Source organism: Streptomyces corallincola (assembly GCF_019104725.1).
Lineage (GTDB): Bacteria > Actinomycetota > Actinomycetes > Streptomycetales > Streptomycetaceae > Streptomyces > Streptomyces corallincola.
Genome location: NZ_JAHRXF010000048.1, coordinates 1 through 19,419, shown reverse-complemented (window position 1 = coordinate 19,419; position 19,419 = coordinate 1). Strand labels below are relative to the sequence as shown.

The window sequence follows — 19,419 nt, the reverse complement described above, 5'->3', positions numbered from 1 at the left end:
CGGGTAGGCGGTCGGTTTGCCGGCCTTCTTGCCGGGGCGGCGGCGGTGGGCCGCGACGACGAAGCTGGCGCTTTAGCCGAAGGTGCCCTCGCCGGAGCCGCCGCTGTAGTGCCAGCCTGCGGTGATCTCAACCGGCGCGGTCGGGGTGCGGTCACTGGCGGGACGGACCAGCACGGGGATGGAGGTGGCATCCACGCCCACGTCCCCGCGCCAGCCGCGCAGGTGACCGTGCTTGTGGGCGAGGCGGACCGGGGTGAGGACCAGCTGGTTGGCCAACAGCTGGAGCCGCTCGGCGGCCTGGCGGCCGGAGGGGACGTTCCAGGCGTCCGCGTAGGCGCCGGCGATCTCCTGGGGCAGGCGGGAGCGGCGGTCGCAGCGCGCCGGGTCCAGGATGGTGGTGATGCGGTCGAAGCCTCGGTAGAGGCGGCGGCTGGCCGCGATGCACTCCCGTGCCGTCACCGGGGACTGCTGGGGGATGCCCAGCCAGGTGCGGGCTCTGGGTTCGAGGCGGAAGTGAAGGATGCGCCAGGCTTCGGCGATGGTGGCCCGACAGGTGTAGTAGGCGGCCAGCAGCAGTCCGGCCAGCACGGTGCGCGGACGCACCCCCGCCGGGCCCGGCCGCCCGGCCAGGAGTTCCTCCAACTGCTGGGGCACGCCGGAGCGGTCGAGCAGGGTGAGCAGCTGACCGACCTTGGAGTCCTCGATCTTCGTGATTTTTCCCGGGCGGACACGGGGCCGCAGAGCGCGTGCGGCCGTCTCGTCCGCCGCCGGGCGGGCCATCACCGGCGGTGTCCGTGCAGCAGCCGGATGACCTCCCTACGCGGAAGAGGAGGGACCCACTGGTGGTAAGGAGCGAGTCCGGCTGGCGAGGACATCCCGGCAGCCGCGGCGACCACGGACGGGCTGATGCCCTCCGAGAGCAGTCCAACGATCCACGTCGAACGCAGCCGTCGGGCCGACAGCGGCGGCAGCCCGGCGGGAGGCCGGTGGCGGGCCGGCCAGGACGACACCAGGTTCTTCGCCGCCGCGACCTTCCGTCCGGGCCGGAACAGGTAGTCCTCTCCGGCGGCCTCGGCCAGCTCTGCCAGTACGACGCTCCAGCCTGCCCAGCAGGCCACGAGCCGACCCAGCAGGTCCTCGTCCAGCACCGGAACACCGCTGGCGATGTCGATGTGATGACCGCGGACTTGGCGGAGTTCACCGGGGGTGAGGCCGCAGCCGACGCTGAGTGCCATCAGCGCCAGGCCGTCCAACCGCGCCCGTCCCAGCAGATTCCCGACCCAGTCGCGGATCCTGACCAACTCGCCTTTCTCGTAGGATGGTTGTGGCTTGCGCGGAGACGCGATCCTTACCGACGGGGCCTCGCCGCGCTGCACCCACACAATCGCCTCACGTGTGCGGCGCAGCCAGCAGCGGCAGGTCTGGACGGTGCTGCCGGGCTGGCCCCTTGCTCGTCGGACCGGCCATCCGCGGGCGAAGTCGGCTCCCGTGCGCAGGACAGACCTGTACGGCGCTCGTCTTGCGCGTCGCCGTACAGGCCCGACGGGGCGCCCTACAGGTCTTGCAGAAGGCTCGTCACCGAACCGTTCTCGAAGATCTCCCGTATCGCCTGAGCGATCAGCGGGGCGATGGACAGGACCTCGACCTTGTCCAGGCCGGTCGCAGCGGCCGTCGGCAGGGTGTCGGTGAAGACGAATCGGCTGACCTTGCTGTTCTTCAGGCGGTCGACGGCCGGCCCGGACAGGATGCCGTGCGTTGCGGCGACGATGACGTCCTGCGCACCGGCGTCGTAGAGAGCCTCGGCCGCCGCGCATATTGTGCCGGCTGTGTCCACCATGTCGTCCACCAGCACGCAGACTCGGTTCTCCACATCGCCTACCACTTCGTGCACGCTCACTTGGTGCGCGACGTCCTTGTCCCGCTTCTTGTGGACGATGGCGAGTGGTACGCCCAGCCGGTCGCACCACCGATCAGCTACCCGCACCCGCCCGGCGTCTGGGGACACCACCGTCAGCCGGTCGTGGTCGGTGAGTCCGGCAACGTGGTCGGCGAGGATGGGCATCGCGAAGAGGTGATCGACGGGGCCGTCGAAGAAGCCCACGATCTGATCGGTGTGCAGGTCGATGGTGATGATCCGGTCGGCTCCGGCGGCCGTGAGCAGGTCTGCCAGCAGCCGGGCCGAGATCGGCTCGCGGCCCTTGTGCTTCTTGTCCTGTCGCGAGTAGCCGTAGAAGGGGGCCACGACGGTGATGCTGCGGGCGGAAGCCCGTTTCAACGCATCGATCATGAGGAGTTGTTCCATGATCCACGTGTTGATGGGGTTGGTGTACGACTGGACGACGAAGCAGTCCGCTCCGCGCACCGATTCCTCGTGGCGGACGTAGATCTCGCCGTTGGCGAAGTCCCGCGCCTGGGTGGGAACGAGGGCCGTGCCGAGTCCGGCGGCGATGCGTTCGGCGAGGTCTGGGTGGGCCCGCCCGGTGAACAGCAGCAGCCGGTGCTCGGCGGACCGCACGACCGGCTTCGCTGGACGCTTCCCTTCGGTCTTGCCCAGTGTGATGGAATCGAACAGGGAGGGCATGAGCTTCCTTACCGTTGTCCGGAGCTGGCGGCTTGGCGGTGGGCGTAGGCGGCGGCCATGCGGCCTCCGATCTCGGCCGTGGAGATGAGGACGGCCATGTTGGCCTGTGCGGTACGGCCCCCGGTGGCTCTGTCGACAGCGTGCATCAGGTACTTGGTCAGACCCTGGCCGCTGACCCCGTCCCGCTCGGCTTGCGCGAGCGCATCGGCGATCGCGGCCTCGGCCTCGGCGGGGTCGACGGCGTCCTCTTCGCGCGGCGGCGTGGTGATGACGACACCGCCGGGGTGGCCGGCGGCCCAATGTGTGGCGACGACTCTGGCGATCAGGTTCTCGTCGTCGATGCGGTGCGGGGCTTTCAGGCCGCTGGAGGCACAGTAGAACGCGGGGAAGTCGTCGGAGCCGTGGGAGATCACCGGGATGCAGTGTGTCTCCAGGTACTCCATGGTCAGCTTCAGGTCGAGGATCATCTTCGCGCCGGCGCAGACGACCGCGACCTTGGAGCGGGTCAATTGGATCAGGTCCGAGGAGATGTCCATCGTCATCTCCGCGCCGCGGTGGACGCCGCCCAGGCCGGCCGAGGAGAAGAACGGGATCCCGGCGAGTTCGGCCGCGACCAGTGAGGAGGCGACGGTGGTGGCGCCGCGGCCGCCGCGGGCCAGCACCACGGGCAGGTCGCGGCTGGATACTTTCGGTATACCGGACTCGGACGCGAAGCGCTCGATGTCCTGCTCGGTCATGCCGATGCGGATCGCGCCGTCCTCGATGCAGACGGTCGCCGGGATCGAGCCGCCCTTGCGCACGGCGGCTTCAACCTCAAGCGCCGTCTGGGCGTTGTGGGGGTACTTCAGGCCGTGTGTGATGACGTTGGACTCCAGCGCGACGACCGGGCGGCCCTCGTGCAGGGCCTCGCGGACCTCTTCGGTGCAGATGATCGGGATTGCGGAGCGCGCGGGACTCATCGGGTTCCTTCGGTCGGGGTGGGCTCGGAGTAGTTCGGCTGCTTCCACAGCAGGTGCGCCTTCGCCTCGATCTCGGGCTGGTACACGGTGTCCGTCCACACGGACGGCTCGACCGGTTCCACGGCGACGGACACCACTCCCGGACCGGTGCCGAAGACCCGGGTGACGATGTCGGTCAACGAGGTGACCAGGTCGGCCTTCTCAGCCTCGGTGAACGTACGGGAGAAGTGCTTGATACTGACGTGCGGCACGGCAGCAGGTCCCTTTCGGTGTGGTGAGGACCTCGCCCCGCGGCGGGGGAACTCGCGGGGCGAGGGGCTTTGCGAGGGGCGCTCGGCTACTTACGGCCATCGAGGTGGCGGATGTTGGTGATCAGTTCCCCCACGCCATGCTTCTTCAGCACGCTGTAGTGGTCGCCGTCGAGGTCGATCACCTGGGGCGGCCGGGCGGAGTAGCCGGAGCTGTTCTCCAGGAAGGAGTAGTCGTCGCCGCGCGCCTTGAAGATCGTCACAGGGGCTTCAATCCGGCGCTCCTGCAGTTCGCGGAAGGTGTAATCGAACTCGTACGTTTCGGCGACGACCCGCGTGATGCGGCGAATCGTCCCTTCGTCCAGGGCAGGTATCCGCTGGTGCACGAAGGCCACGAAGGAGTCCTCGTCCGTGACCTCACGCAGGCAGGCCTGTACGGCGGGGCCGTGGGCGGTGCCGGAGAACACGGAGAACAGGATGGTGAGGTAGGCCGGGTTGGTGAAGGAGGCTTCGCGGCCCCACCGCTGTCCGTCCTGCTCCCGCAGCTGGGGGTTGCCGGGGCAGATCAGCAACAGGTTCTCCACCTTTTCGCCGAACTGCTCTAGCTGCCAGGCCGCCTCGAAGGCCACCCTGGCGCCGAAGGAGTAGCCCCACAGCGTGTACGGTCCCAAGGGCTGGACCCGGCGGATCTCGGCGACGTCGGCCATCGCCATCTCCCGGATCGTGGGGTACGGCACCTCGCCGTGGTTGATGCCGTGCGCCTGAATGCCGGTCACCGGCCGGTCGAGGCCGACGCCCTGGGCAAGCAGCCACAGGTTCATCGGGTAACCGCCCAGGCCCGGCCAGGCAAACACCCGGGTGCCGCAGCCGCCGGGGTTGAGCGGCACCAGACGGGAGCTGCGCACCGGCGAACCGCCGTCGACGCGGGCGGCCAGGTCCTCCAACTTCGGCGTCTCGAAGACCACTTGGAGCGGGAGCTGCGTGCCGAACTCCTTGTTGATCCGGTTCACCAGCGCCACGGCAGGGAATTACCGCCCGCCGCGAAGAACTCATCGCGGGTGGAGACGCTGTCGTATTTGAGCAACCGGCCCCACACGGCCGCCAGCCACTGCTCGGTCGGCGTCGCCGGGGCGACGTAGACCGCCGAGGCGCGGACTGCGGTCACCTCCGGCAGCTGCGCGGTGGCCTTGGCGTCGATCTTGCCGTTGGCAGTGAGCGGCAGTTCGTTCACCACGACCACCCGCGAGGGGATCATGTAGTCGGGCAGGAACTGCGCGAGGTCGTCGCGGATCATCTCCGCCGGGCCCTTGGTGTGTACGGCGTCCTCGTTCATACCCTGGTGCGCGGCCTGCTCGGCGGTGACGAGACCGCCGACGAAGAAGTACGAGGCAGGGGCCGCAGGGATGTCTGCGGCGGCGAGCAGGTCGTCCAGGCGCCGGGAGGCCGGCAACGGATTGCCCGTCTTCGAGGAGTAGCCGGACGACATGAAGCCCATGCCCGCGGTGCGCTGGAGGCGGTGCAGCAGCGTGCCCAGCGCGATGTAGTGCCTCCATTCCTCCCCCGCGCGGGAGACCGCGTTGATACCGATCGACGCTCGGTCGTACACACCCTGGTTGATGGCGATGACGTGCCGCCGCTCCACCACCTGCTCGCCCAGAAACTGCAGTTCGCCGTTCCGGTAGCGGTACAAGCCCGCCGGCAGCCCGGCCACTCGGTCGCCGTGTGCCTGCACGAACAGCTCGACCTCGTCCGGGCGCGGCCGGTCGTCGTGCGCGGTGATGGCGAAGGTGCCGAGGTAGTGGTCCTCGTCGGCCACGTCGAGCAGTGATTTGGCGGCGGGGTCGAAGCCCACCGGGTTGATGGTCAGGCCGTGGCGGGGCAGGACCTCCGCCAACACTCCGAGCATGTGACCGGCCTCGAACTCGAGCACCTCGACGATGTTGTTCTTGTAGACGGGCTCGATGGCCTGCCGCTTGCCGAGGAAGTGCAGCTTCAGTCCGGGGGTCCGGCCGGCTTCGGGGAGGTCACCGACGCGGACCAGGGTGTGGTCGACGGGGTGGTGGTAGTAGACGCCCGACAGGCCCGCCAGCCCGTCGATCTCCAGGTACAGCTGTGCGGCGTACAGGGCCCCGGGCGAGGCGTAGGCGTACTTCGGCAGCAGCCGTTCCTCGCTGTGGAACGGGCCCAACCACCTGAAGAGCGTGCCGAGTTCGTCAAGCGTCAGGTCGGTTACTTCTCGCGCAGCGGCAGCCTCGACCGAGCGCGGGGCGAGCAGCGCGAGCACGTCGTCGACGGTCATCTCACCGCCGTCGTAGAACCGGTAGGTCTTGCGGGCGAAGGCCGCCTGCCGCTGCTCCTCGGTGCCCTCGAGGCAGGGCAGGTCGATGACCTTGCGGCCCGTCAGTTGCCGCGCCTCGCGCAGACCAGGGTTGGACAGTTGGGCTTTGACCTGGAGCTTCGACGTCTTCGACTGGTGGTGACCGGCGTCGCCGCGTCCTTGGTCCATCACCGCGGCCGTACGCTCGTTGAGCTCGACCGCGGCGACGAGGGCCTTACCACCGGTGCGGGAGTCGTCGGCGACGACCGCCGTTGCTTTGCGTACCCAGGTGTGCTCCTCGATCCGCGAGGCGACCTCCTCCAGCTCCACCCGGTGGCCACGCAACTTGACCTGGTTGTCGGTGCGGCCCATGAACTGGATCGTGCCGTCAGGGTTCCACTGGGCGAGATCGCCCGTGCGGTAGAGGCGCTCGGTGGGGTTGAACGGCGATACGAGGAAACGTTCCTGCGTCACTTCAGGCAATCCGATGTAACCGCGAGCCACCTGGATGCCGCCGATGAACAGCTCCCCGCTCTCGCCGATGTCCACCGGCTGGCGGTCGGCGTCCAGGATGTAGCAGGTGACGTTGTCGGCCGGGACGCCGACCGGAACGATTCCGGGAGACGACTGGTCGAGGGCGTCGGGATCGACCCAGAACGAGGTGGCGTTGATGGTCGTCTCGGTCGGGCCGTACAGGTTGACCAGCGACACGCCGGGCAGCGCGCGGAACAGATCCTGCGCGAAGGCTCGGGTGAGGGCCTCCCCGCCGGAGAAGATGCGAGTCAGGGACGCGCAGGCGCCGAGCTCTTCGGTGTCCACAAGCGCCTGCAGCAGCGTCGGCACGCCCTGCAAGGCGGTCACCCGGTGCTCGCAGATCGTGGTGATGATGCCCTCCGGGTCCCGGAAGAGCCCGGGGGTGCCCATGACAACTCGGGCGCCGACTGCGCAAGCCAGGATCTCCCACTGGGCGGCGTCGAAGCTCATCGGCGTCTTCTGCAGGATGGACACGTCCGCGCCAAGGTGGCCACAGTTTTCCAGCCAACGCAGCTGCGAGACGATGCTGCGCTGCTCGATCATCACGCCCTTGGGCTTGCCCGTGCTGCCGGATGTGTAAATGACATAGGCGAGGTGGTCGCTCTGCACGTCGGGGAGCGGGAAAGATGCTCCGGCTGCCTGGGTGTCGGCGGCAGTGACCACCGTCGTGCCCTCAGGGACCAGGCGATGGAGCCGGTCACGCAGGTGCGGCTGGGTGACGACGACTCGGGCGCCCGCGTTCTCGACCATGTACCTCAGCCGGGCCTCGGGGTAGTCGGGTGACAGCGGCAGGTAGGCGGCGCCGGCGGTGAGGATGCCCCATACGCCGGTCACCAGGTCGGCGGAGGGTTCGGCGTAGAGCCCGACACAGGTGTCGGGTGCGACGCCGAGTGCGTGCAGGTGGGCTGCCAACCGGTCGGCCTCGGCCTTGAGTTCGTGGAAGGTAAGGTCGCCGTCGGCGGCGGTGACCGCGATGTCGCCGGGGCGCAGCTGCGCCTGATGGTGCAGCAGGCTGCGCAGCGACGCGTACTTGTAGAACACTCTCGATATCGGTGCCTGGATGCTCATTGCTGGTGGCCCCCCAAAAAAACCGGTGTGTCGGTTATGAGTGATACGTCCGCCCCTGTAGCCCGAGATGGCTGTGCCGGTGGTGGCCTGGTTGCGTCAGCGTGAGGGCGAGCGGGGACGACGCCCCGATCGCGGTCACCGCGCGGAGCGGTTGCAGCGGTCACAGTGCCAAGTGGCTGGACACCCCCCGCCGTCCCCTGCGAGCGGACGGCGGCCGTACGAGTTGGATGATCGCGATCGGTGCTCTAGTCGCCGCTGAGGATGCGATCGACGGCTGCCGGGAATGTCTGTTCCATCCACGTGGGCCTGGCGGCTTCGAGTTGGGCTGGAGTGTGGATGCCATACGTGACGGCGATGGAGCGCATGTTGGCGTTGTGAGCCATGAACACGTCGTGCGTTGTGTCTCCGACCATGACTGCTCGGCTCGGGTGGTGACCGAGTTCTGCGGCGATGAGGAGGCCTGCGTCCGGGGCCGGCTTCGGCTGGGTGACGGCGTCCGCGCCGACGACCATGTCGAAGTGGTCACGAATGCCGGCCGCAGCCAGCAGCGCCTCGGCGCTTGCCGTGAACTTGCTGGTGGCGACGCCAAGGATCATGCCGTTGCTGCCCAGCCGGGCGAGGCCTTCGGCCACGCCCGAATACAGCAGTGTGCGGGCTTGGGGCACTATCCGTTCGCGATACAGCACTTGGTACCGCTCGACGGCCGCTTCCACCTGTGCGGCTGTGGTGGGGAGACCGACGAGGTGCGCGAAGGCCTCAGCCAGGGGGCGGCCGATGGTGCTGCGGATCGCGTCGGCGGTGATGCCGTGGATGCCGAGCGAGGCGAACGTGTCGGTGAAGGTGTTGACGATGGCGTTCGGCGTGTCGATGAGGGTGCCGTCGAGGTCGAACAGGACCAGGCGCGTCGTGACCGCTCCTCCGCCTGGCGCAGCCGGGAGCTGCGCCGCCTCGGCGATTTCAGGCGACTGGGTCATGAGAGGCCGGCTCCTTCATATGGTCGGTGTCGTCGTGCTGTCGGTCTTTTCGTACGGGCAGTTGCTGGGCCAGCAGGACCGCGGCCACCACTGCCACCGCCCCCGCTGCCTGCACGAGCGTCAGTCGCTGGTGAAGGAAGACGTAACCGAGGACAGTCGCCGCGAGCGGGCTGGTGAAGCCGAGCATCGAGACCGTCAGCGCGGGCAGCCGCTCGATGCCGCGAAACCAGACGGCGTAGGCCAGGAGCGCACCGATGAAGCTGAGATAGCCGAAGCCGACGACGTTGGACCCGCTCAGGCGTGCAGGAAGTCCTTCGGCGAACAAGGCCACAGGGGTGAGCAGCAGGCCACCGACGGCGAGCTGCCAGCCGGTGAAGGTGAGTAGGCTGACACCCGGCGGACGGCCCCAGCGCTTGGTGAGCACGATCCCGGCTGCCATGCAGGCGGCCCCGCCCATACCGGCGAGCACTCCCACGATGTCGAGGCCGGCTTTGGGGCCCAGGACCAGCAGCCCGACGCCGAGCGTCCCAAGCAGGCACGCGGCGACCTGCCTGCCGCGTACTTTGTCCCGCAGTAACAGTGCCGACAGCAGCAGGACGAAAACCGGTTGGATGGACCCCACGAGTGAGGCCACGCCACCGGGCAGGTGGTACGCAGCGACGAAGAGCAGGTAGAAGAAGACTCCGATATTCAGGGCTCCCAGGGCAAAAGCACGCCACCACCACCGGCCGCGCGGCAGCGTCCGGCCTGCTGCGGTGAGGATCAGCCCGCCTGGCAGGGCCCGGACCGCCGCCGCGAGCAAGGGCCGGTCCGGCGGCAGAAGTTGGGTGGTCACCAGGTAGGTACTGCCCCACACCATAGGGGCCAGAGCCGTCAGTGCCGAGTCGAGCCCGGTTCGGTCTTTCATGAGACTCGGGCCCGCGGGAGCGTGCCGAAGAACCTGTCCCCGAAGTCCCCGATCCCCGGGACCATGAAGGCGTGTTCGTTGAGGCCGTCCTCCACGGCTGACGTCACGATCCGCACGGCCGGGGCTGCGCGGCCGACGCGCTCAAGCCCCTGCGGCGAGGCCAGGAAGTTGATCAGCACGATGTTCTCGTCCTGAACCCCACTGCTGCGCAACACGTCAAGGGCAGCGAGCGCCGAGCCCGCTGTGGCGAGCATGGGCTCCAGCAACAGGACATGACCTTCAGCGATGCCGGCGGGAAGATTCTTGTAGAGCAGATCAGGAAGCTTGGTCTGCTTGTCCCGCTGAATCAGGATTTTCCCAATGCCGATGCCGGGCATCATCTCGCGCAGCTCCGCCTCCATGCTCTCGCCCGCACGGACCACCGACACACCGCACAGGCGCGGGGTGAACCCCAGTCCGTAGTAGGTCTGGCCCACTGGCGTGATGACCTCGCGCTTTTCGAAGGGCAGCAGGTCCAGACCCGCTTCAAGAAGCAGGCGGATGATCCGTCGGGAGAAGACCGTGAAGTCTCCTTGAGACGCGTTCTTGTCACGTATGACCGTGTGCATCGCACGTAGCTGGTTGGTCTGCGGCAGCAGAACCACGTTGCCGACCGTTGTCATGGCAAGTCCCCCTCCGGGCGCAGCGGTCGCCGCGCCTTCAGCCTCATGTCGAAACGTACGCTTCTGAACGTTCCGATGTCGAACCGTTTACGATGCTAGGAGGGTGGTAGCCTCACGTCAAACAGTTCGATGTTGAATTCTCAGGTGCCGAATGAACGACGTAGTCGACATGATCCTCAATCAATGGGCTGATGAAAGAGCAGATCTGGATGTCTCACCCATGGCGCCCATCGGCCGTATCCACCGCGCTTACCGGCTGCTCTCCAAGGAGATCAGCGACCACATGCACACCCACGGCCTTGAGGCATGGGAGTTCGATGTGCTGGCCACCCTCTGGCGCGCCGGCCCCCCGCACACCCTGACTCCGAAGGACCTCGTGGCGACCTCGATGGTCGGTTCCTCCGCACTGACCAACCGGGTGGACCACCTGGTACGCCGCGACCTGGTGACGCGTCAGGCCGACCCCGACAACCGCCGCCGACTGCTCATCACCCTCACCGACGAAGGATGGGCACTTGTCGACCGCGTCGTGGCAAGCCACGTAGAGAACGAGCGCCGCCTACTCAGTGGCCTCCAAGCAGACGAATGCGAAAGCCTCAACCACCTACTCCGCAAACTCCTGCTCAGCCTTGGAGACACAGCTCCCCAGGCAGAATCGTCCGGTTGACGGCCCGCGCGCGGTCGGGAGCGGCTCCGTAGACCAGGAGTTCCTGCCCGAGGCGGTCGGCGTCCAGGTGTCGACCTCGCCGTACAGCAGCTGCGCCTGCCGCCGTCACCAACGTGCCTGCAACGAGTCTGGGCGTGGACGGGCCCGCCCCAGGCGGGAGTCCGGCCTCTTCCGGGCAACCGGGCAGACTCCCGGCCCGCTCGAATCGACGAATTGGACCCCAGCCTCGGGCAATGATCATTACGCACACGGGGAACGATCTTTGGTGAGCCGTGAAGGCGCTGGCCAACCCCACTCGTGAACACCCCCGGGCCTCCCGCGTCCCTTGGCCCCTGGGGTTCTCTTGGTGTCCTCCGCCCTCACTCTCCCCCGTGGTCCTCCAGCAAACCCCCGGTGAAGACGAGCAGCGCCTCGGCGCGGTGCCGGTCGTCCCGTTGGGTGCGCAGGGCGTGGTGGAGCGCACGGAGTGCGGAGAGGGCGGCCGGGTCGGCGGCCCGTACCCGGTCGAAGACGGGCGTGGTCAGGATGTCGAGGCAGGCCGTGAAGGCGCGGCGGGTGGCCGGGGCCGGGGGCTCCGCGCTGGGCGCGGCAAACCCGGTGGTCACGTGGCGGGCCGGGTCCGTGAGGCTCCAGCCGACCACTTCACCCTCCTGGACCAGGAGGGCCAGGTTCGGGGCGATGCCGATCCGGGCCTCCAGCGGCGCGTCCAGGACGTCCAGGTCGCGCAGGCAGGTCAGCGCCGTGTCGCCGGGGGCGCGGAGGAGTTCCGAGGTGACCTCCAGGTGGCAGTCGGCGGCCTCGTCCGCGTGCAGGCCGCCGGGGCGGACCGGGGGCGTGGCGGGGAGGCGGGCCGTGTCCTCGGGGGCGGCGGCCTCCACGCCGGGCAGCTGGAACTCGGCGGCGGCCAGGTCCCGCCCGGTCCGGTCGAACCACAGCTCGTCCGGGGTGTCCCACAGCCAGGGGCGGCTGCCGAACGCCTCGGCGATGAAGCGCCCGCGCTCCGCCGCGTCCGCGTAGGGCGCGACCCGGATCCGGAAGTCGCCGATGTCGAAACGGGGCGCGAGACGCAGCGGATCGCCCGTGACGGTCGCCGTGCAGCCGTCGCCGAGGCTGATTCTCATGAGGGACGCCCTCTCATCTGACCTGTTCCGCCGGGGGCATGAAGCCGTTCTTCGCCGGAATCCTGCCTTCCACGACGTCCGTGTGGGTAATCGGGCCGCCGGGATCGGTGGGCAGACCGCCGAGCGCCTCGGCCCCGGACGGCCCCTTGACGCCGGAGGGGCCGTACGCCGTGATGACGTTGCCGCCGCCGGTGCGGTCGCCGCGGACCACCACCACGTCGTCGCCCTTGCGGAAGATCAGGTTCCCGCTGCCTCCCGTGGAGTGGTAGACGGCGTCCGGTTCCTTGAGGATGTCCATGACCATGTCCTCGGTGAAGCCGTGATCGTCGGCGTGGTAGTTTCCGGCCTTTCTGATCCTGCCGTTCCTGGCCCGCTCGATGGTGTCGTCCATCGTCTTGAGGGCGTCCTGCCGGGCCTGCTGGGCCTTCTGCTCCTTGGTGTACTTGGGCATCAGCCCCCACGGATCGCACCCCGCCTGCGGATTGCCCACGTAGGCGAGGGGGTTGGGGGCGGGGCCGAGGCCCAAGGGGTCCGGGGAGGTGTAGCGGCCGGTCTCGGGGTCGTAGAGGCGGAAGCAGTTGTGGTGGAGTCCGGTCTCGGGGTCGAAATACTGGCCGGGGAAGCGCAGCGGCGTGTAGGCGGTGCTGTCCCGGGTCCAGGCGGTGGTGCCCCAGAGGGTGGCGCGGGTGCGCCAGGCGACGGCGCCGGTCTCGTCGATGAGTTCGGTCGGGGTGCCGACGAGGTCCGTGGCGATGGCGAAGAACCGGCGGTCGATCTCCTCCTGCCGCGCGTCGGCGGTGAGGACGCGCTCGGTCTGCGCGAGAGGTACCGCGCCCCGGTGGTCCCAGGTCAGGGCGACGGTGCGGGCGGATTCGGGCCCGTGGGCGGTCTGTTCGCACAGGGTGAGGCCGTCCCAGGTGAAACGGATCTCCTCGGCCACGGTCACGCCGTCGGCCGCGAGCCGCTGCTTGGCGGTACGGCGGCCCAGCGGGTCGTACCGATAGCGCCAGCGGGTGCCGTCGGGGGTGGTGACGGCGGTGAGGCGGCTCTCGGCGTCCCAGGTGTAGCGCCAGGTGTCGGCCCTGCGCGACAGCCGGGGCCGCTGGCGCAGCGTCACCCGGCCGAGCGCGTCGTGCTCGAAGCGCACGGCTCCGGCGCGGACGACGCGCGTACCGCTGTACGCGCGCTCGCCCCTGGCCTCGGCGCCCGGATGGCGGTCGGGCCAGTCGGCCGAGGTCTGGTTGCCCGCGTCGTCGTAGGCGTACCGCTCCGTCCAGCCCGCCGCGTGGACGGCGGTGACCCGGCCGAGCGGGTCCAGGTCGAAGGTGCGGGTGCCGGACAGCCGGTCGGTGACGGAGGTGAGGTGCCCGTCCGGACGGTATCCGTAGACACGGCTGCCGACGGTGCGCTCCCCCGCCGCGACGCGCTGCGCGGTGAGCCGTCCGGCGCCGTCCCAGGACGAGGTCAGGGTAATCAAGTCCCCTACGGAACGGATGAGTTCACGCCCGGCGGCGTCATGGGCGAAGCCGATCTCCCGTCCGCCGGTGGTGAGCCGGGCGGGGAGTCCGGCGGAGTCGTAGGTGTACGTCGTGACGTGTCCGGTGGGGGTGGTGCGGCGGACGCGGCGGCCCAGGGCGTCGTAGGCGAAGGCGAGGGGGCGGCCGTCCACGAGTTCGGTCTTGACCAGGCCACGGCGGTCGTACTGGTAGCGCAGTTCGCTCCCGGGACCGACCGCCTCCAGCAGCCGCCCGGCCGGGTCGTAGGTGTACGTCGTCACCTCGTCCGCGACGGTCTTGCGCAGGACGCGGCCGAGCGGGTCCCGGTCGAAGGCGACGGTGGCGCCGAGGGCGTCGGTGCGCTCGGTGAGCCGACCGGTCGCGTCCACGCGGTAGGTCAGGGTGCGCCCGTCGAAGTCGGTCTCGGAGACGATGTTGCCGACCGCGTCGTAGGTGTAACTCCAGCTCGCTCCATGCGAGTTCGTGACGCGGGTGAGGCGCAGGTCGCGGTCGTGCTCGAAGGTGTGGCGGGTGCCGTCGGGGCGGGTGGTGGCGAGCGGGAGGTCGAAGTGGGTGTACTCGTACGCCGTGACACCGCCGGAGGCGCCGGTGTGGGTCAGGCAGTTGCCCTCGCCGTCGTAGGTCCACGTCTCGGTGTCGCCGCCCGGTCCGGTGCGGCGGGCGAGGTCACCGTCCGCGCTCCAGGCGAGCCGGGTGACCCCGCCCGCCGGGTCGGTCACCCGGACCGGGCGGCCGAGCCCGTCCCGCACGGGGCGGGTGGTCGCGCCGGAGGGGTCGGTCACCGCCACGACCAGGCCCGCCGCGTCGCACTCCACGCGCGTGGTGTTCCCGAGCGCGTCGGTGACGGAGGTGAGGCGGCCCGCGTCGTCGTAGGTACTGCGGGTGGTGTGCCCGGCCGCGTCGGTGACGGCCGTGCGGTTGCCGCAGACGTCGTAGGCGTACGCGGTACGGGCACCGTCCGGCCCGACGACCTCGGACGGCAGCCCCAACGGGTCGCGTGTGATGTGGAGTTGGGACCCGTCGGGGCGGACGGCCGCTGTCAGGTGGCCCGCTTCGTCGTGGGTGAACGTGGTGGTGGCGCCCAGCGGGTCGGTGCGGGCGAGCAGGTTGCCGCTCGCGTCGTGGCGGAAGCGGGTGGTGTGGCCCAGGGCGTCGGTGGTGGCCAGGATGTGGCAGCCCGGTCCGATCAGATGCCGGGTGGTACGGCCGTCCGCGGTGGTCAGGACCGTGGTGCGGTGGCCCGTCGCGGGGTCGGGACCGCTGTACACCAGGGTGATCTGGACGTGGCCCGCCTCGCCGCCCTCGGCGACGACCCGGTCCTCGTCGTCGTACGCGTAGTCGTAGCGGCGGTCGTTGGAGTCGGTCCAGGCGATGACACGGTGGCGTTCGTCGTACCGGAACGCCGTGACGGCGCCGGAGGGCTTGGTCACGGTGGTGAGGTCGGCGACGTCGTAGCCGTAGCCCATCAGCGGCAGGTCCCTGCCGTCCGGGCCCGCACCGGCCAGGGCGAGCGCGGTGATCCGGCCGTCGGCCGTGGTCACCGTCACCCGGGCTCCCGCCGAGTGGACGAGGGCCAGGGGCAGCCCGTCGTCGGCCCGGTCGAGGGTGACGGTGTGGCCGTTGCGCTCGGTGACACCGGCGAGCCACGCGGTGCCGTCGCCGCCCGGTTCGGCACCGGCGGGGGCGGTGAAGTGGCGGACCAGGCCCGAGTAGGGATCGGTCAGGGTGTAGTCGCCTTGGGCGTCGCGGGCGAGCGGCGCGCGTCCGGCGCCGGACGTGGGCCGGGTGGGGTCGCCGGGGACGGGATGCGGGTACGTGATCAGCAGGCCATCGGCGGTGACATGGACGACGCCGATCGCGTCGATCTCCAGCCGCTCGTCGGCCGTGGACGACCAGGACGGCCCGAGGAACCGCCCGGTGGCCAGGCCCGATTCGGTACGCCGGGTGAACACCAGCGGCAGGATGCCGGGAATCACCACGTCGGTCTGCGGCAGGAACATCCGGCCGGTGGCGAGGTCCACCGGGTCGGAACCGTCGGTGACACGGTCGCCGTCGGGGCGGCGGTGCGCGCCCTCGTCGGCGTCGTCCACCAGCCTGCGCACCCGCGACGCCTCGGCGGCGTCCTCCGCGACCCGCACCCCCTTCACCGCCGCCCCACCGCCGTCGGTGGCCACGGTCAGCACGATGTCCGGAATCAGCCGCCCGAACCCCTCGGCCGGGTCCTTCATGAAGTCCTTGACCATGTTGGTGCCGGTACCGACCGGATCATTGGCGGCCACCACCAGACCGGCCGCGAGACTGTCCAGGGACGTGAAGTACTCCGCCGGGTGCGTGAGGTTGTAGGGGTCCAGCGGGTCCACGCTCCGCACGAAGTTCACGATCCCGGCCGTGCCCTTGATCAGCCCGCCCGCCACGTGGTCGTCCATGACCTGGAGTTCATCGAACCCGTCCCTCAACTGCTCGGCGTACGACGGCTTCTGCGGGGCCGCGTCACGAGCGGCGCGGATCGCCGAACGTGCCGTCTCGGCGGCCGAGTTCCGCTGGGTGCGGGCCTCGGTGAGGATGCGCTGCGCCTCCTCCATCAGCCCGCGGCCGGGGTCCTCGAAGGTCTCGGCGGGTTTCGGCGGAAGCGAGGCGGGGTCGCGCCGGTCCGGCGGCTGGGCGTTGTAGCGGTCGGCGGCCTTGTTGTAGGCGACGACCTTCGCGCGGTGGGCGTCGGCGGCCTCCTCGGACGCCTTCGTCCCCTCCTTCCACTTGTCGATCGCCGTCTGCGCCCGCCCCTGTGCCCAGCTCACGGTGTCCGCGAACGCGTCCAGCGCGCCGACCGCCTCGGCGAACGCGTCCGCACCGGCGTACCACTTGGGCGGCTGCTTCCCCAGCGTCGTCCGCAGCGCGTCGGCGGCCTCACCCTTCAACCGGGAGGAGTCCAGGTCCTTCAGCCCGTCACCGGTGTCGTCGAAAGCGCCCTGGAAGGCGGTGAGTTGCTCGGACGTGGCCCGGATCTTGCCCACACTGCCGAAGATCAGCTTCGTCCTGTCCTCGGTCTGCCCGAGGTCCAGCTCGTCCACCTCCGCGCCCAGCCGGTCCGCCACCGAACGGGACTGCTCACGCACCCAGTCGGCGCCCGAGTCCCACCCCACGTCCTGCAACCGGTCGGCGGTCCAGTCCCCCGCGTCCTCGACCCGGTCACCCACCCAGGCGGCACCGCCCTTGACGGCATCCTCGACCGAATCGGGTGTGATGTCACTGATGAAGTCGCCTATGCCCACCGGTGGTTGCCCCCTGTGCCTGTGGTGAGTCGGTCCTGCGCCGACGGTGCGCGCGGCCCGTTGTCCTCTGCGGGTACGGGTACGGATACGAGTGCTGGTGCTGGTTCGAGCTCGGGTGCTGCGAGTGCTCGTGCGGGTGCGAGCTCGGGTGCTGCGGGTGCTGGTGCGAGTGCTCGTGCTGATGTGAGTGCGGGTGTGGGTGCGGGGTGGGTGCGGGGTGGGTGCGGGGTGCGGGGTGCGGTCAGTCGCCGCCGGAGTCGCTCTGCTGTTCCGCGCGCTGCTCCGGCGACGGTCCGAAAGTCTGGTCGAGTGCCTGGTTCCACTGGTCGTCCGAGATGCCCAGCGCCTGGTTGAGCAGCTGTGACTGCTGTCCGCCCTTGCCCTCGGTGAGAACGGTGCGGCCGGTGTCCTTCCAGGTCTGCTCGATGTCCTGCCCGGCCTTGTCGAACGACTCGGCGCTCCAGTCCGGGTGCAGATAGTCCGGCGTCACGACATCACCCCAGCTCTGCCCGGCGATGTCGTCCTCGCTCGCGTGCGGGTTCCCGCCGAGCAGCGAACTGGCGCCCACCTTCAACGCGCCCCCGATGTACTGGTCCTGCTCCCACAGGGTCCCCGCCGCCAGGCCCAGCCGGTTGGCGATCTCACTGGCGTCCCGGACGAGAGCCCGCACCCCCCACTCCCAACGCCCGCAGAAATCCTCGAAGTCGGCGGCCAGACCGTGGTGCCCGGCCTCCATACCCGTCATCGCCAGCCCCGAGAAGCCCTTGCCGAGCACCGAGCCGGTAGGGCCGCCGAGTTCGCCCAACTGGTCGATGGTCGCACCGAGGCCCCGGGTGAACCTCTCGACGGAGGGCTTGTCGAGTCGCAGGTCCGCGTCGTCGCTCATGGGCGGTTCTCCGTCACGGTGTGGGCGGCAACTTCCCTCAGCGATGGCCCTTTTGGCGTGATGGCAACCGCGTCCGGGACGATTCCGGTGACCGGTGGGAAGAACATCGCCGCGCCCTCCGTGGCGATGTCGAGGGCGAGTCCGGCCGGTTCGCCCAGGGTGGGCACGATCTCGTCGAGGATGCGCGCGCCGCGCAGGGCCGCGTAGTCCAACGGACGCTCGCCGGGCGCGTGCCGGACGGCGAACCGGGCCAGCGCGGTCTCGTCGGTGAACCCGCAGATCCAGCGCACCCCGCCCGAACGCACGCTCCACAAACCGCCGTTGGCGACGGGAACGAGGAGAAGCGCACGCCTCGTCTCGCCCACGAGGGCGCGGGGGTCGTCCGCCGCGTCTCCCCCGCCCCCTCCCTCCCTGCGCGCGGCGATCCGCTCCGCGAGCGCGGTCCTCGGCTGCTGCACGGTTCCTCCCGGCGTAGGTGGCTGTTGGCACCGTAGGGCGTAAGGGAGGACGCGGGCGAGGGGGTTGGCGGTTCGGGGGCACGGAGGGGGACGGATTGTGCGTGTCTCGGCGGGAACGGGGCGCTCCTGTGCCGTCGCGGTGTCTCCGTTCAGACCTGCGATGCGGGGTCCGACTCGCCTTCTGTGTGCGGGAGTTGGGAGTCTCGGGGGGTTCCGTCCGGCGGGAGGTAGCTGGCCAGGCCGCGCAGGATGATTTCCAGGCCGATGTCGAAGCGCTCGTCGGAGGAGTCGGTGACCATCAGGCCGGAGAGGGCGCGCAGGTGGGGGAAGTCGGCGGCGGGGAGGGAGGCGAAGTAGGACTGCATCTCGTCGGCCATCTCGCGCCAGTCGGGGCGGGCGAGGGAGGCGTCGGTGCCGCTGTTCCGTGCGGCGCGGTCCTGCCACATGCCCTCTTCGAGCACGAAGCCGTCGATGTAGGTGGAGATGAGGTCGCCCGCCTCCGCCGCGATGCGGTCGGGCAGCCCGGCGGTACGGAAGACCGCGAGCAACGCCTCGACGTGCGGCAGGAGTTCGGCCGTGAAGGGGACGTGGGCCATCGAGATCCGCGCCATGTCCCGGTGCGAGAGCAGGCGTCGGCGACCGGCGCGGGCGTACTCGCGCACCTGGGCCCGCCAGTGGGCGGGGTCGGGTGCGGGCATGCGGAAGCCGTCGAAGAGACGGGTGTACATCAGCTCCAGCAGGTCGTCCTTGGAGCTGACGTGGGCGTAGAGCGCGGAGACCGCGACCTCCAGTTCCGTCGCCACCTGGCGCATCGACAGCCCGTCCAGCCCCTGGCGGTCCAGCACCGTGAACGCCGCCTCCACCACCCGCTCGCGGGAGAGCGGAGCGCGCGGGGGCGCCGCCTGCGGGCGCGCGGGGCGCTCACGCTCCCAGGGAGAGGGAGGCGGGGGCGTGCCCTGCGGGGGGTTCGCACTCCGTGGCGGGTTCGTGCCCTGGGGTGGAGTCATGGAGACGGACTTGTCGGCGGCCTCGTCGGTCATGGGGCCAGTGTACGGGCGGGAGAACAGTGTTCTCCGGAGGGTGAGCGCTGTTCAGGGGGCGGATCGGGGTGGCGGGGGTGCCGGGGATCGGGGCGGGGGTGGGCACCCGGATCGGGGCAGGGCAGGGCGACCGGATCGAGGCGGGGCCGGGGGGGGCGGGGCCGGGGGGGGGGTGTTGGGGGGGGCCGGGGGGGGGGGGGGCCGCGGCCCC

14 protein-coding genes and 1 pseudogene are annotated in these 19,419 nt (G+C 70.0%); 1 reads left to right on the top strand and 14 read right to left on the bottom strand.

Annotated features, from left to right (window positions below):
- Positions 1–72: 72 nt before the first annotated feature.
- From KUM39_RS23715 to upp, 9 genes and pseudogenes are all read right to left on the bottom strand, one after another.
- Positions 73–780 (bottom strand): hypothetical protein, encoded by a 708-nt coding sequence (locus KUM39_RS23715; RefSeq protein ID WP_217787793.1) that lies wholly within the window; start codon positions 778–780, stop codon positions 73–75.
- Positions 780–1,301: a site-specific integrase gene (locus tag KUM39_RS23710; RefSeq protein WP_217787792.1), complete on the bottom strand. Its 522-nt coding sequence runs from the start codon at positions 1,299–1,301 to the stop codon at positions 780–782. Before KUM39_RS23710 ends, KUM39_RS23715 begins: the two co-directional genes overlap by 1 nt.
- 251 nt (positions 1,302–1,552) lie before the next feature.
- Complete coding sequence (locus KUM39_RS23705) at positions 1,553–2,581, bottom strand: ribose-phosphate diphosphokinase (RefSeq protein ID WP_217787791.1); 1,029 nt, start codon at positions 2,579–2,581, stop codon at positions 1,553–1,555.
- An 8-nt stretch (positions 2,582–2,589) separates the two neighbouring features.
- Positions 2,590–3,540, bottom strand: coding sequence for a pseudouridine-5'-phosphate glycosidase (locus KUM39_RS23700; protein WP_217787790.1), 951 nt, complete (start codon positions 3,538–3,540; stop codon positions 2,590–2,592).
- On the bottom strand, positions 3,537–3,791 hold the full coding sequence (locus KUM39_RS23695) for a tautomerase family protein (protein WP_217787789.1): 255 nt from the start codon (positions 3,789–3,791) through the stop codon (positions 3,537–3,539). The genes KUM39_RS23700 and KUM39_RS23695 overlap by 4 nt, the downstream gene beginning before the upstream one ends.
- An 86-nt stretch (positions 3,792–3,877) precedes the next feature.
- Positions 3,878–7,707: pseudogene (locus KUM39_RS23690) on the bottom strand (non-ribosomal peptide synthetase family protein).
- A gap of 245 nt (positions 7,708–7,952) precedes the next feature.
- Positions 7,953–8,681 carry an HAD family hydrolase gene (locus tag KUM39_RS23685; protein ID WP_217787788.1) on the bottom strand — a complete coding sequence of 243 codons (729 nt, stop codon included), beginning with the start codon at positions 8,679–8,681 and terminating at the stop codon, positions 7,953–7,955.
- Positions 8,665–9,588 (bottom strand): EamA family transporter, encoded by a 924-nt coding sequence (locus KUM39_RS23680; RefSeq protein ID WP_217787787.1) that lies wholly within the window; start codon positions 9,586–9,588, stop codon positions 8,665–8,667. Before KUM39_RS23680 ends, KUM39_RS23685 begins: the two co-directional genes overlap by 17 nt.
- Complete coding sequence (upp, locus tag KUM39_RS23675) at positions 9,585–10,250, bottom strand: uracil phosphoribosyltransferase (protein ID WP_217787786.1); 666 nt, start codon at positions 10,248–10,250, stop codon at positions 9,585–9,587. Before upp ends, KUM39_RS23680 begins: the two co-directional genes overlap by 4 nt.
- Before the next feature lie 151 nt (positions 10,251–10,401).
- Here upp and KUM39_RS23670 point away from each other — a divergent pair, with 151 nt between their 5' ends.
- Positions 10,402–10,917: a MarR family winged helix-turn-helix transcriptional regulator gene (locus tag KUM39_RS23670; protein WP_217787785.1), complete on the top strand. Its 516-nt coding sequence runs from the start codon at positions 10,402–10,404 to the stop codon at positions 10,915–10,917.
- Between the two features lie 359 nt (positions 10,918–11,276).
- On the opposite strand, the gene KUM39_RS23665 is transcribed toward KUM39_RS23670, so the two are convergent.
- The 5 genes from KUM39_RS23665 to KUM39_RS23645 form a co-directional block, all read right to left on the bottom strand.
- Positions 11,277–12,038 carry a hypothetical protein gene (locus tag KUM39_RS23665; RefSeq protein WP_217787784.1) on the bottom strand — a complete coding sequence of 254 codons (762 nt, stop codon included), beginning with the start codon at positions 12,036–12,038 and terminating at the stop codon, positions 11,277–11,279.
- A gap of 13 nt (positions 12,039–12,051) precedes the next feature.
- Positions 12,052–16,824 carry a putative T7SS-secreted protein gene (locus KUM39_RS23660; RefSeq protein WP_217787783.1) on the bottom strand — a complete coding sequence of 1,591 codons (4,773 nt, stop codon included), beginning with the start codon at positions 16,822–16,824 and terminating at the stop codon, positions 12,052–12,054.
- A gap of 241 nt (positions 16,825–17,065) precedes the next feature.
- Positions 17,066–17,710 carry a hypothetical protein gene (locus KUM39_RS23655; RefSeq protein ID WP_217787782.1) on the bottom strand — a complete coding sequence of 215 codons (645 nt, stop codon included), beginning with the start codon at positions 17,708–17,710 and terminating at the stop codon, positions 17,066–17,068.
- Positions 17,707–18,168 carry a hypothetical protein gene (locus KUM39_RS23650; protein WP_308288217.1) on the bottom strand — a complete coding sequence of 154 codons (462 nt, stop codon included), beginning with the start codon at positions 18,166–18,168 and terminating at the stop codon, positions 17,707–17,709. The genes KUM39_RS23655 and KUM39_RS23650 overlap by 4 nt, the downstream gene beginning before the upstream one ends.
- A 149-nt stretch (positions 18,169–18,317) precedes the next feature.
- Complete coding sequence (locus KUM39_RS23645) at positions 18,318–19,208, bottom strand: TetR/AcrR family transcriptional regulator (protein WP_246620634.1); 891 nt, start codon at positions 19,206–19,208, stop codon at positions 18,318–18,320.
- Between the last annotated feature and the right edge of the window lie 211 nt (positions 19,209–19,419).

Bases quoted from the DNA above. Each gene is read 5' to 3' on its own strand.
- KUM39_RS23715 (WP_217787793.1), bottom strand. From the start codon at position 780: ATGGCCCGCCCGGCGGCGGACGAGACGGCCGCACGCGCTCTGCGGCCC.
- KUM39_RS23705 (WP_217787791.1), bottom strand. From the start codon at position 2,581: ATGCCCTCCCTGTTCGATTCCATCACACTGGGCAAGACCGAAGGGAAG.
- KUM39_RS23700 (WP_217787790.1), bottom strand. From the start codon at position 3,540: ATGAGTCCCGCGCGCTCCGCAATCCCGATCATCTGCACCGAAGAGGTC.
- KUM39_RS23685 (WP_217787788.1), bottom strand. From the start codon at position 8,681: ATGACCCAGTCGCCTGAAATCGCCGAGGCGGCGCAGCTCCCGGCTGCG.
- KUM39_RS23680 (WP_217787787.1), bottom strand. From the start codon at position 9,588: ATGAAAGACCGAACCGGGCTCGACTCGGCACTGACGGCTCTGGCCCCT.
- upp (WP_217787786.1), bottom strand. From the start codon at position 10,250: ATGACAACGGTCGGCAACGTGGTTCTGCTGCCGCAGACCAACCAGCTA.
- KUM39_RS23670 (WP_217787785.1), top strand. From the start codon at position 10,402: ATGAACGACGTAGTCGACATGATCCTCAATCAATGGGCTGATGAAAGA.
- KUM39_RS23665 (WP_217787784.1), bottom strand. From the start codon at position 12,038: ATGAGAATCAGCCTCGGCGACGGCTGCACGGCGACCGTCACGGGCGAT.
- KUM39_RS23655 (WP_217787782.1), bottom strand. From the start codon at position 17,710: ATGAGCGACGACGCGGACCTGCGACTCGACAAGCCCTCCGTCGAGAGG.
- KUM39_RS23645 (WP_246620634.1), bottom strand. From the start codon at position 19,208: ATGACCGACGAGGCCGCCGACAAGTCCGTCTCCATGACTCCACCCCAG.